The organism is Paraclostridium sp. (assembly GCF_051657365.1).
In the GTDB taxonomy this organism is placed as follows: Bacteria; Bacillota; Clostridia; order Peptostreptococcales; family Peptostreptococcaceae; genus Paraclostridium.
In genome coordinates this window covers 1-12,683 of the sequence record NZ_JBOFKN010000216.1, presented here as the reverse complement: position 1 = coordinate 12,683, position 12,683 = coordinate 1, and the positions used below count along the sequence as shown (strand labels likewise).

The 12,683-nt window shown below is 29.4% G+C and carries 13 protein-coding genes; all 13 read left to right on the top strand.

The features are described from left to right. Positions 1-684 (top strand): potassium channel family protein (locus ACRCYC_RS16840; RefSeq protein WP_438620259.1); only part of this gene is annotated, 684 nt, incomplete at its 5' end. A gap of 79 nt (positions 685-763) precedes the next feature. Next, the gene (locus tag ACRCYC_RS16835) at positions 764-1,945 is read left to right on the top strand and encodes a D-alanyl-D-alanine carboxypeptidase family protein (protein WP_438620258.1); all 1,182 of its coding nucleotides are present in this window, start codon (positions 764-766) and stop codon (positions 1,943-1,945) included. Between the two features lie 292 nt (positions 1,946-2,237). Then, positions 2,238-2,960 (top strand): 30S ribosomal protein S2, encoded by a 723-nt coding sequence (gene rpsB, locus ACRCYC_RS16830; RefSeq protein WP_438620257.1) that lies wholly within the window; start codon positions 2,238-2,240, stop codon positions 2,958-2,960. A gap of 63 nt (positions 2,961-3,023) precedes the next feature. Further along, the gene (gene tsf, locus ACRCYC_RS16825) at positions 3,024-3,932 is read left to right on the top strand and encodes a translation elongation factor Ts (protein ID WP_438620256.1); all 909 of its coding nucleotides are present in this window, start codon (positions 3,024-3,026) and stop codon (positions 3,930-3,932) included. A 66-nt stretch (positions 3,933-3,998) separates the two neighbouring features. Beyond that, positions 3,999-4,703, top strand: a complete 705-nt coding sequence (pyrH, locus tag ACRCYC_RS16820) for a UMP kinase (protein ID WP_438620255.1) — start codon at positions 3,999-4,001, stop codon at positions 4,701-4,703. Between the two features lie 24 nt (positions 4,704-4,727). Further along, the gene (frr, locus tag ACRCYC_RS16815; RefSeq protein WP_438620254.1) at positions 4,728-5,285 is read left to right on the top strand and encodes a ribosome recycling factor; all 558 of its coding nucleotides are present in this window, start codon (positions 4,728-4,730) and stop codon (positions 5,283-5,285) included. A gap of 2 nt (positions 5,286-5,287) precedes the next feature. After that, positions 5,288-5,491 (top strand): hypothetical protein, encoded by a 204-nt coding sequence (locus ACRCYC_RS16810; RefSeq protein WP_438620253.1) that lies wholly within the window; start codon positions 5,288-5,290, stop codon positions 5,489-5,491. A 30-nt stretch (positions 5,492-5,521) separates the two neighbouring features. After that, complete coding sequence (locus ACRCYC_RS16805) at positions 5,522-6,256, top strand: isoprenyl transferase (RefSeq protein ID WP_438620252.1); 735 nt, start codon at positions 5,522-5,524, stop codon at positions 6,254-6,256. 12 nt (positions 6,257-6,268) lie between these two features. Continuing rightward, a complete protein-coding gene (locus ACRCYC_RS16800) occupies positions 6,269-7,045 on the top strand; it encodes a phosphatidate cytidylyltransferase (RefSeq protein ID WP_438620251.1) in 777 nt (258 codons plus the stop codon). A 64-nt stretch (positions 7,046-7,109) separates the two neighbouring features. After that, positions 7,110-8,261, top strand: coding sequence for a 1-deoxy-D-xylulose-5-phosphate reductoisomerase (locus tag ACRCYC_RS16795; protein ID WP_438620250.1), 1,152 nt, complete (start codon positions 7,110-7,112; stop codon positions 8,259-8,261). A 12-nt stretch (positions 8,262-8,273) separates the two neighbouring features. Continuing rightward, positions 8,274-9,293: an RIP metalloprotease RseP gene (gene rseP, locus ACRCYC_RS16790; protein ID WP_438620249.1), complete on the top strand. Its 1,020-nt coding sequence runs from the start codon at positions 8,274-8,276 to the stop codon at positions 9,291-9,293. Between the two features lie 31 nt (positions 9,294-9,324). Next, a complete protein-coding gene (gene ispG / locus ACRCYC_RS16785; RefSeq protein ID WP_438620248.1) occupies positions 9,325-10,386 on the top strand; it encodes a flavodoxin-dependent (E)-4-hydroxy-3-methylbut-2-enyl-diphosphate synthase in 1,062 nt (353 codons plus the stop codon). Between the two features lie 161 nt (positions 10,387-10,547). After that, complete coding sequence (locus ACRCYC_RS16780) at positions 10,548-12,485, top strand: [FeFe] hydrogenase, group A (RefSeq protein ID WP_438620247.1); 1,938 nt, start codon at positions 10,548-10,550, stop codon at positions 12,483-12,485. Positions 12,486-12,683: the final 198 nt, after the last annotated feature.

Genomic DNA, 12,683 nt, shown 5'->3' with positions numbered 1-12,683 from the left:
AATAATTGTGTTTTTAATGGAGATTGTATTTTTAAGGATGTAGAATTTAATAAAAGTATAACTAGTAAAAAAATATTTATAAAATCAAAATTAAAAGGTCAGAAACTAGTATTTGAATCAATAAAAAATATGCCACGTTTAGATGGAATACTTTTTAGTAATTGTTGTAAAGTAAATATAAAAAATGTGGATTATTCAAAGCTAGATTATAAACATGCAAAAGTTAATTATAGAATAGCTAAAAATCAGTCATCTATTATAGGAGATTATGAAAAAGTAGGGCATTACTATTATATGGAAAGGTATTATGGTGGTAAATGTATAAAAAGAAATGATTTTAACACTAATATGGAATATATAAATTCAAAATTCATAGATTTAATTTCAAAATATATTATTGGATATGGTGAAAAACCGTTAAATATATTTATAATATCTTTTTTTATAGTAAGCATATTTGCATTATTATACAGATTTACAGGAATTAAAAATGTAAACAATGAAATTATTAAAAATTACTTAGATTTATGGTATTTTAGTATGTCTACATTTAGTACAGTTGGATATGGAGATATGGTAGTAAATAATATGGTTGGAAAATTATTAGTTAGCATAGAAGTATTTTTAGGTGTAACAATGGGAGCTTCTTGGGCATCTGTATTATTTAGGAAAATGTCAAGATAGTAAATAATTACTAGATATATATTTAAGACAATAAGTGAAAAATTAATATATATACTTATTATCTTAAGAAGGTGAAAAAATGACATTAGGAGTAAAGAGAATTATAGTATTAGTTTTAATTTTAGCAGTTGTAACTCCATATACTATATTTGCTACAGAAAAAGAAGTAGATAAGTATTCCATATCATCTATATTAATAGATCAAGATACAAATAGAGTATTGTATTCTAAAAATGCAGATGAGAAAAGACCATTAGCTAGTTTAAGTAAAATGATGACATTTTTAATAGCTATAGAATCTATAGAAAATAAGAAAGTTAACCCTCAAGATAAAATTAAAATAACTAAAAAAATAGCATCAGTAAGAGGGTCAAGTTATCATTTGAAAGAAAATGAAGAGGTTGCTTTAATAGAACTTATGAAAGGTCTGATGATAGTATCTGGAAATGATGCAGCAGTAGGTATAGCAACTCATATATCTAAAGATGTAGATAAATTTGTAAAACTTATGAATGAGAAAGCTAAAGAAATAGGAATGACTAATACTAAATTTGTCAATCCACATGGACTTCCAATTTATGATTTGCAAAATCCAAAAGCTCAGCCAAAACAAAATATATCTACAGCTAGAGATATAGCAATACTTGGTAAATACATGTTTGACAATTATGAAAAACAAGTTACATCTATTACAGATATGACTACTTATTCTAACCCGGATAGGGGATTTGAAAAAAATAATACAAATCCACTTTTAAGAATGATACCAGATGTAGATGGAATTAAAACTGGATATACAGGTAATGCTGGATATTGTCTATCATTTTCTATGAATGTGAAAAAGGAAAATGACATAAAGAAATATAGAGTTATAGGAGTAACATTAGGGGCTAATCATAAAAATAAAAGATTATCAGCAGCCCTAGATATGCTAAGGTATGGTAAAGAAAATTACTATACAGAAAAAATGATATCTAAAAATGAATTGATAGGTAAAAAGTATATAAAAGGTATAACTGAGTTAGAAGTAGAGTTAAGAACAAAAGATGAACTATATACTATAGTAGAAAATAAAGAAAATATAAATGCTCAGATTACATTAAAAGAATTAGAATATCCTATTAAAAAAGGTGATGTATTAGGTGTTATTAAATATTATACAGATAGTGGCGAAGTTTTAGGGAGCGTAGATATAATAAGTGCTAATAATGTAGATAATACATCTTTATTAACTAAAATTAAAATGTTATTTGCTAAGTAAATCAATAAATAAGATAGAGAATTCTCTATCTTATTTATTAGTTTTGAATATATTGAATAATTTAGTATATATGTGTTAATAATTATCTAGTAAAATGTAAATTGATAGTACATAATGATGTATATATATTAATGATATAAAATTTGCAAAAAATATTGTAATTTACAATTGTCTATGGTATACTAACTGAGGTAAAAAAATAAAATGACGCACGACTGTGTGATCTCTAAAAGGTGCCTAAAAGGTTTTTTAGAGAGATGATCAAGTCGGAGGTAAAACCAGGAGGTAAAAAATGGCAGTAATATCAATGAAACAATTATTAGAAGCTGGTGTTCATTTCGGACATCAAACAAGAAGATGGAACCCTAAGATGGCTCAATATATATTCACAGAAAGAAATGGAATATATATAATAGACTTACAAAAAACTGTTAAAAAAGTTGAAGAAGCTTACAGATTCACTAAAGAAATGGCTGAGACTGGAAGACCTATATTATTCGTAGGAACTAAGAAACAAGCTCAAGAAGCTATAAAAGAAGAAGCTGAGAGATGTGGAATGTTCTACGTTAACGAAAGATGGTTAGGTGGAATGTTAACAAACCACAAAACTATAAAAACTAGAATAGACAAGTTAAGAAAATTAGAAAAAATGGAAGAAGAAGGTGTATTCAACGTTCTTCCTAAAAAAGAAGTTATAAAGTTAAGAGCTGAAAAAGAAAAATTAGAGAAATACTTAAACGGTATAAAAGATATGCCAGAATTACCAGCTGCTATATTCGTAGTAGATCCAAGAAAAGAAAACATAGCTATACAAGAAGCTCACAGATTAGGTATACCAGTAATAGGTATAGTTGATACAAACTGTGATCCTGAGCAATTAGACTTCGCTATACCAGGTAACGATGACGCTATAAGAGCTGTTAAGTTAATAACTGGTGCTATGGCAACTGCTGTAATAGAAGGAAGACAAGCTATAGCTGATGATCAAGAAGAAGTAACTGAAGACCAAGAATAATAAAATAAGTTAATGGTAAGGGGGTATACCCTTACCATTAGTAATATATAGGAGGGATTACCAATGGCTATAACTGCACAAATGGTTAAAGAGTTAAGAGAAACTACAGGTGCCGGAATGATGGACTGTAAAAAGGCTTTACAAGAAGCTGAAGGAGATATGGAAAGAGCTATAGATTTATTAAGAGAAAAAGGATTATCTAAAGCTGCTAAAAAATCTGATAGAATAGCTGCTGAAGGATTAGTTGCTATAGAAATAAATGCTGATAACACTGTAGGTGCTATAGTAGAAGTAAATTCAGAGACTGATTTCGTTGCTAAAAACGAAGATTTCAAAACTTTCGTTAAAGATGCTGCTGAAATGGCTTTAGCTACTGAAAAAGAAGAAATAGTTGAATTATTAGCTGAAACTCACAAAGAAGGAGTTGCTTTATCTGAAGTATTAAACAACAGAATAGCTACTATAGGTGAGAAATTAGACGTAAGAAGATTCGCTAAGATATCTACTGATGGTCAAGTTGCAGGATACATACACGGTGGTGGAAAAATAGGTGTTTTAGTTGAGTTAGAAACAGAAGCTAGAGATGCTGATGTATTAGCAATGGGAAGAGACATAGCTATGCAAGTTGCTGCTATGAATCCTAAATACGTATCTAAAGATGATGTAGATCCAGAATACATAGCTCATGAAACTGAAATATTAACTCAACAAGCTTTAAATGAAGGAAAACCAGCTAATATAGTTGAAAAGATGATAAAGGGAAGATTAGAAAAACAATTAAAAGAAGTTTGTTTAGTTGAACAAACTTTCGTTAAAAACCCAGATTTAACTATAAAGCAATTAGTTGCAGATGTTGCTAAAAAAGTAGGTTCTGAAATAAAGGTTGCTAGAGTCGTAAGATTCGAAGTTGGTGAAGGTATAGAAAAGAAAGAAGAAAACTTTGCTGAAGAGGTTGCTAAGCAACTTAAGTAATTAACCAAAAGAGAACACTTCGGTGTTCTTTTTTTTAAAAAGTTAACTAACTAAGGAGGATTTCAAATGACAAAGCCCATGTATAAAAGAGTATTACTGAAATTAAGTGGAGAAGCATTATCTGGAGATAAGGGATTTGGTATAAATAATGAAGTTGTAAATGAAATAGCACAAGCCATAAAACACATACAAGAAATAGGTGTAGAAGTAGCTGTAGTTGTTGGAGGAGGTAACTTCTGGAGAGGAAGAACATCTGAAGGAATGGACAGAACTACTGCTGACTATATAGGAATGTTAGCTACGGTTATGAACGCTATGGCGCTACAAGATGCTCTTGAAAATATAGATGTGTTAACAAGAGTTCAAACAGCTATAGAAATGAGACAAATAGCAGAACCTTATATAAGAAGAAAGGCAGTTAGACACTTAGAAAAATCTAGAGTTGTTATATTCGGGGCGGGAACAGGAAATCCTTACTTCTCAACTGATACAGCAGCTGCACTTCGTGCTGCGGAAATGGAATCAGAAGTTATATTACTAGCTAAAAATGTAGATGCTGTATATGATAAAGATCCAAAAGTTCATGCTGATGCTAAGAAATTTACAGAACTAAGCTATATAGAAGTTCTACAAAAAGAACTTAAAGTTATGGACTCGACTGCGACATCTTTATGTATGGATAACAACATACCAATAAAGGTATTTGAACTTTCTACAGAGAATATAATAAAAGCAGTTATGGGTGAAAATATAGGAACTACTGTAAAATAATTAATTATTAAGGAGGAATGAACAATGAGTGCACAAGTAAAAAAACAATTAGAAGAAAAAATGAATAGAACGATAGAGGCTCTTAAATCAGAGTTTACTACTATAAGAGCAGGAAGAGCTAACGCTCAAATGTTAGATAAAGTTAGAGTTGATTACTATGGAACACCAACTCCTGTAAATCAAGTAGGAGCTATATCTGTACCAGAACCAAGAACTTTAATGATAAATCCTTGGGACAAAACAGCTATGGGTGAAATAGAAAAAGCAATAAGAAACTCAGATTTAGGATTAAATCCAACTAATGATGGGCAAGTTATAAGAATATCAGTTCCAGCTTTAACAGAAGAAAGAAGAAAAGATTTAGCTAAACAAGCTGGTAAAGTTTCTGAAGAGTTTAAAGTTAGATTAAGAAATGAAAGAAGAGACGCTAACGATAAGCTTAAAAAGATGGAAAAAGAAGGCGAAATAACTGAAGATGATTTAAAGAAATCTCAAGATGAAGTTCAAAAAACAACTGATAAGTTTATAAAAGAAGTAGACGCATTATTAAAAACTAAAGAACAAGATATAATGGCGGTATAATATTGAATAGATATTATAACTTATTAGGACTTCATACGGATGAGGTAATAAAATTTTTTGACAAAGAAAATAAAACTTATACTATAACTACGATAAAAGGATATAAAGATGTAGAAAAATTGATAATTCCTAGAGTTATTAAGATATCTGAAAATGGAAATAGTATAGAAATAATACAAACATACTTTTCTGACTCCTTAAAATAGGGGTCAGAAAGTTTTATTGGGAGGTAGCTTATGAATAAAAATACTATATATGACATAAACTTAAGTAATGTACCTACTCATATAGCAATAATAATGGATGGAAATGGTAGATGGGCAAAAGAAAAACTACTTCCAAGAACCGTTGGGCATAAAGCTGGAGTTGAAGCTATAAGAACGGTTATAAAAGAGTGCTCAGCTTTAGGAGTGAAACATTTAACTTTATATGCATTTTCAACAGAAAATTGGAAAAGACCTAAATTAGAAGTAGATGCTTTAATGAATTTACTATATACATACTTAAAAAAAGAATTAAAAGAATTACATCAAAATCAAGTGAAAATAACTACTATAGGAGATATAGATGCACTACCTAGTAAATCTGTATGTGCTATAAAAGATGCGATTGATATAACTAAAGATAATACTGGATTAAACTTAAATATAGCTTTAAATTATGGTAGCAGAAATGATATAAAAAATGCAGTTATAGATATAGTAAAAAATTGTAAAAGTGGTAAAATAGATATAGAAGATATAAATGAAGATACTATAACAAAATATTTAAGCACGAAGTTCATACCAGATCCAGACTTAATAATAAGAACGAGTGGAGAAGAAAGAATAAGTAATTTCTTATTGTGGGAAATGGCATATTCTGAATTTTATTTCACTGATGTATATTGGCCTGATTTTGACAAAGATGAAATTAGAAAAGCTATATATACATATCAAAGCAGAGATAGAAGATTTGGGGGACTGAAGTAAGGAGATTATTTTATGGTTGTAAGAATCATTGCTGCATTAGCCTTAATTCCATTATTATTATTTATAATATATGGAGGATTGCCACTATATATAGCAGAAGCTATTATAGGAATAATTGCATTAGATGAGTTTTATAAGGCATTTAAAAGTAAAAATATACAACCTATAAGTATTTTAGGATATTTATTTGCCATATTCTTATCTATTAAAAACATTTTTAATTTACAAATTGAATACACTCATGTATTCGTATTTACTTTATTCTTAATAGGAATAATTTATATTTTATCAAACAAGAAAAATATTATAGACTTTTCTATAACATTTATAGGTATGTTTTACATACCGATATTTTTAGATTACATAGTTTTAACAATTAATGATTTTAAATTAGGTGGTATTTATGTATGGTTGATATTTATAATATCATTTATGACAGATACTTTTGCTTATTTTAGTGGATATTTATTTGGAAAACATAAGTTAATACCAAGTATAAGTCCTAAAAAAACCATAGAAGGTAGCATTGGTGGAATTTTAGGTTCTACAATTTGCTGTGTACTATTTGGATATGTATTTAACTTAGATATTGTACATATGGTTTTAGTAGGAAGTTTAGGAAGTGTTGTTGCACAGTTTGGAGACTTATTTGCATCGGCAATAAAGAGATACGTTGGAATAAAAGATTATGGAAAATTAATACCAGGACATGGTGGTATATTAGATAGATTTGATAGTGTTATACTAGTAGCACCATTTGTTTATTATGCAATATATTTATTTATTTAGCTTCAGGGTTCTCTGAAGCTTTAATTGTATAGTATATAAATTATATGAAAGGAATATAAATAGTATGAAAAAAATATCAATATTGGGGTCAACAGGATCTATAGGCACACAAACACTAGACGTAGTTAGAAAAAATAGAGACAAATTTGAAGTAGTAGCTATATCTGCAAACAGCAGTATAAATTTACTTTTAGAACAGATAAAAGAATTTAAACCTAAATATGTTGCAGTATATAATGAAAATAGTGCTAAAACTTTAAAAGGAATGATACCTAGTGATATAAGTATAGAAATCTTAAGTGGAATGGAAGGTTTAGTTACTATATCTGCATTAGATGAAATAGATGTTCTTTTAACTGCTATAGTTGGGATGATAGGATTAGTACCAACTCTTGAAGCTATAAAAAAAGGAAAAACAATAGCACTTGCAAATAAAGAAACACTAGTTACAGCAGGTCAGTTAGTTATGGAAGAAGCTAAGAATAGAAATGTATCTATACTTCCTGTTGATAGTGAACATAGTGCAATATTCCAATGTTTAAATGGGGAAAATAAAAAAGAAATAGATAGCATAATACTTACAGCATCAGGGGGGCCTTTTAGAGGTAAATCAAGAGATGAGTTAGTAAATGTAACTAAAAATGAAGCTTTAAAACATCCAAATTGGAGTATGGGAAGAAAGATAAGTATAGATTCATCAACTTTAATGAATAAAGGCCTAGAGGTTATAGAAGCTAAATGGTTATTTGATGTAGAGGCTGATAAAATTGATGTAGTAGTACATCCCCAAAGTATAATTCATTCTATGGTTCAATATGTAGATAGTTCTATAATTGCTCAAATGGGATGTCCAGACATGAAGCTTCCTATACAATATGCATTAACTTATCCAGAAAGAATACTTAATGATTTCGAAAGATTAGATTTTTCAAAACTGAGCAGTTTAACATTTGAAAAACCTGATATGAATACTTTTCCATGTTTAAAATTAGCATATGATTGTTTAAGGATGGGTGGAACATATTCAGCTGTACTAAATGCGGCTAATGAAGTTTTAGTTAATGAATTTTTAGAAGATAAAATAAAGTTTTATGACATTCCATATTACATAGAAAAAACTTTAGATAATCATAGTAGTATAGCAAAACCTACATTAGAAGAAATATTACATATAGATAATTGGAGTAGAAAATTCGTAAAAGATTGTATAAAATAGGGTGGTGAAAGAATGAATATAATAACTATATTAGTAGCTATTTTAGCTTTTGGTATAATAGTATTCATTCATGAATTAGGACATTTTTTATTTGCTAAAAAAGCGGGTGTTAGGATTCATGAATTTGCTATAGGAATGGGACCAAAACTTTATAATTTTAAAAGAGGAGAAACTACATATAGTATAAGGTTATTGCCTCTTGGAGGATATGTTGCTATGGAGGGGGAAGATAGCGACTCAAAAGATCCTAGATCATTTGGAAATAAAACTATTTTGCAAAGAGCGAGCATATTATTTGCAGGACCGTTTTTTAATATAATACTTGCTGTGATAATTTTTATTCCTGTATTTATGTATATAGGAACTCCGAGTACTACTTTAAGAGAAGTTATGGATAATAGTATAGCTCAAAAGGCAGGGATAGAAGCTGGAGATACTATAACTGAAATAAATGGTAAAGATATTAAAACTTGGGATGAATTAAGTAAAGGAATTCAAGATTCAAATGGAAAAGAACTAACTATAACTATAAATAAAGATGGAAAAGAGAAGGATGTAAAAGTTACTCCTGAACTTAAAAATGGTAATTACTTAATAGGAATTTATCCTCAAAATGAAAAAAATATTGCAGGAGCATTTGGAAATGCTATAAAAACAACTGCTAATATGATTGTTGGAATGGTAACATTTGTAGGTCAATTAATAACAGGTAATTTACCTAGTGGAATGGATGGAGCTGTTGCAGGACCGATAGGCGTAATAAGTATAGTTGCAGATGCCACTAAGGCAGGGTTAATAAATGTATTATACTTAGCAGCTGTAATAAGTTTAAACCTAGGAGTATTAAATCTATTACCTATACCAGCTCTTGATGGGGGAAGATTATTTTTCCTATTTATAGAATTTTTAAGAGGTGGAAAGAAGATAGATCCGGATAAAGAAGGTATGGTAAATGTTATCGGGTTTGCAGTATTAATGCTATTTATGTTATTTGTAACATACAAAGACATAGTTAGATTAATTGGACATTAAAACTGTGTAATTAGAAAGTGAAGGTGAGATAATGAGTTACAATAGAAGAATAAGTAGAGAAGTAAGTGTAGGGAATGTTAAAATAGGTGGAGAAAATCCTATATCTATACAATCTATGACTAATACAGATACAAGAGATGCAAAAGCTACGATACAACAAATAAAAAAACTTGAAGAAGTTGGATGTGATGTAGTTAGAGTTGCAGTTCCTGATATGGAAGCTGCTAAAAATATAGGCGAAATAAAACAAAATGTTAGTATACCTGTAATAGCAGATATACACTTTGACTATAGATTAGCACTAGAAGCTATAGATCAAGGGGTAGATGGAGTTAGAATAAATCCTGGAAATATAGGTAGTATAGATAGAGTTAAGTTAGTAGTAAATAAATGTAGAGAGAAAAACTTAAAGATAAGAATAGGTGTAAATGGTGGTTCTCTTGAGAAGGAATTATTAGAAAAGTATGGATCAGCTTCTGCTGAAGCATTAGTTGAAAGTGCACTTGGACATGTGAAAATACTTGAAGATTTAGATTTTTACAATATAGTTATATCTCTTAAATCTTCAGATATATACAAAACTATAGAAGCTTATGAACTTATATCTAAAAAAGTTGATTATCCACTTCATATAGGTATAACAGAATCTGGTAGCGTGAAAAAAGGGACTATAAAATCTTCAATAGGAGTAGGAGCTCTATTACTAAAGGGAATTGGAGATACTATTAGAATTTCACTTACAGGAGATCCTACTGAGGAAGTTATAGTAGGCAAGGAGATATTAAGGAGTTTAGATTTATTAAATGATAAGATAAAGGTAATATCATGTCCTACATGTGGGAGATGCAATATAGATCTTATAAGTGTAGTAAATGAGGTAGAAGAGAAGATAAACAAAATAGATAAAGATATAACTGTAGCTATAATGGGATGTGCAGTTAATGGACCAGGTGAAGCTAAGGAAGCTGATATTGGGATAGCCGGAGGAAAAGGCGAAGGGTTACTATTTAAAAAAGGTGAAATTGTAAGGAAGATAGATGGTAATAGCTTAGTAGAAGAGTTATTATCTGAAATAGAAAACTATAATAAATAATAATAAAACTGTTAAGTTAAGATTCTGAATCTTAATTTAACAGTTTTATTTTTTTCTAAGTGGGTATGTTTTTATAGTAGGTAATAAGAATAGTATTTTGAATTAATGGAGAAATTAATACTATTTAGTTTAAATATCAACTTATATCGAGGGGTGTCAAAATGATGAATAACAAAAAACCGACTATAATACAAAGTTCACTGGGCTCTGTATTTTCAGTATTTAGTGAATCAGAATTAAAAGAAATAACTGATGGAAGCAAAAGAAAAATTGCTATATCAGGAAATGTAAATAAGCCAGGAATAATAGAAATTCCTGAGAAATCTACATTGAAAGAAATTATAGACTTAGCTGGTGGTATTATAAAAAATAGTGGATTTAAAGCAGCACAATTAGGTATACCATTTGGAGGTTTTTTAACGGAAGATAGTTTAGAAAAAGAGCTGGATTTCAACTTATTTGATGAAGGTAGTAGTAGAACTATAATAATTTTATCTCAAGAAGATTGTATAGTTCAATACGCTAAATTCTACATAGACTTTTTAATAGGAAAAATGAAAGAAGATAAGTATAAAAAATATGAACAAGTAAAAGATGAAATTATACAAATGTGGAAAATTTTAGATAGGATAAGCAAGGGTAGATCTAATATGAGAGATGTGTTTATATTAAGAGAACTTGCAAGTACTGTAAAGACTACATTAAATCAAAAACATAATATAATGCAAGAAATAATAGATAAATTTTATAATGAAATAGAAGAACATATTGAGGATGAAAAATGTTATACAGCACAATGTAATAATCTTGTAAAGTTAACTATAACAAATAAGTGCATAGGATGTGGAGCTTGCAAAAGGGTTTGTCCAGTTGATTGTATAGTTGGAGAAAGAAAAGAGCAACATTATATAGATTATAATAGATGTACTCACTGTGGGCAATGTATAGCAAGTTGTCCAGTTGATGCAATAACAGCTGGTGATAATACTATGAAATTTTTAAGAGATTTAGCGACTCCAAATAAAATAGTTATAACTCAAATGGCCCCAGCAATAAGAGTGGCTATAGGTGAAGCATTTGGATTTGAGGCAGGAGTTAATGTTGAAAAGAAAATAGCAGCTGCACTTAGACAACTAGGAGTTGATTATGTATTTGATACTACATGGGCGGCTGATTTGACTATAATGGAGGAAGCAGCAGAACTTCAAGAAAGATTAGAAAAACATTTTGCAGGAGATAAGGATGTTAAGCTACCTATACTGACTTCTTGCTGTCCAGCATGGGTTAAGTTTATAGAACAAAATTATGGAGATATGCTAGATGTTCCATCTAGTGCAAAGTCACCCATGCAGATGTTTGCTACAGTAGCGAAAGATTTATGGGGTCGTGAAAAAGGTTTCACAAGAGATCAGATAACTTCAGTGGCAATAATGCCATGTATAGCTAAAAAATATGAAGCATCAAGACACGAGTTTTCAAGAGGTCTAAACTATGATGTTGACTATGTTATAACTACGAGAGAACTTATAAAGATATTTGAAGACTCAGGTATAAATTTAAATGAGATAGAAGATGAAGAAATTGATCAAGTTTTAGGGGAGTATACTGGGGCTGGAATTATTTTTGGTAGAACCGGTGGTGTAATAGAGGCTGCTACTAGAACTGCTATTGAGAATATGACTGGTGAAAAAATCGAAAATGTAGAGTTCGAATGTTTAAGAGGTTGGGATTCATTTAGATCTTGCGATTTAGAAGTATCTGGATTAAAACTTAGAATAGGTGTTGCTTATGGACTTAAAGAAGCAGGAAAAATGCTTGATAAAATAAGAAATGGAGAAGAATTTTTCCATGCTATAGAAATAATGGCATGTGTAGGTGGATGTGTAGGTGGAGGTGGCCAGCCTAAAGCTCGTAAAAGAGTAGAAACTATAGAAAAAAGAGCAGAAGGTTTAAATAATATAGATAGATCATTAACACTTAGAAAATCTAACGAAAATCCAGCAGTCCAGGCTATATATGATAAATACTTAGGTAGACCATTAAGTCATAAAGCTCATGAACTTTTACATACTAAATATTTTGTAAAAGTGAAAAAATAATTATTTTAATTAAATGAATAAAAAAAAATATTATAGGTAGAATAAGCTTGTAGGGTATTGGAAAGAGCAAGCTTATATATAATCTTAAAATATTATAATCTATTTTAATAGTTATTATTTGTAATATTTTATTTACTGGTTATAATCACTATAATAAGAATAATAGTTTAAATATTAATCATGAAGTGCTATGTATAT

Coding starts and splice junctions, on each gene's coding strand:
- ACRCYC_RS16835 (WP_438620258.1), top strand. CDS start 764: ATGACATTAGGAGTAAAGAGAATTATAGTATTAGTTTTAATTTTAGCA.
- rpsB (WP_438620257.1), top strand. CDS start 2,238: ATGGCAGTAATATCAATGAAACAATTATTAGAAGCTGGTGTTCATTTC.
- tsf (WP_438620256.1), top strand. CDS start 3,024: ATGGCTATAACTGCACAAATGGTTAAAGAGTTAAGAGAAACTACAGGT.
- pyrH (WP_438620255.1), top strand. CDS start 3,999: ATGACAAAGCCCATGTATAAAAGAGTATTACTGAAATTAAGTGGAGAA.
- frr (WP_438620254.1), top strand. CDS start 4,728: ATGAGTGCACAAGTAAAAAAACAATTAGAAGAAAAAATGAATAGAACG.
- ACRCYC_RS16805 (WP_438620252.1), top strand. CDS start 5,522: ATGAATAAAAATACTATATATGACATAAACTTAAGTAATGTACCTACT.
- ACRCYC_RS16800 (WP_438620251.1), top strand. CDS start 6,269: ATGGTTGTAAGAATCATTGCTGCATTAGCCTTAATTCCATTATTATTA.
- ACRCYC_RS16795 (WP_438620250.1), top strand. CDS start 7,110: ATGAAAAAAATATCAATATTGGGGTCAACAGGATCTATAGGCACACAA.
- rseP (WP_438620249.1), top strand. CDS start 8,274: ATGAATATAATAACTATATTAGTAGCTATTTTAGCTTTTGGTATAATA.
- ispG (WP_438620248.1), top strand. CDS start 9,325: ATGAGTTACAATAGAAGAATAAGTAGAGAAGTAAGTGTAGGGAATGTT.
- ACRCYC_RS16780 (WP_438620247.1), top strand. CDS start 10,548: ATGATGAATAACAAAAAACCGACTATAATACAAAGTTCACTGGGCTCT.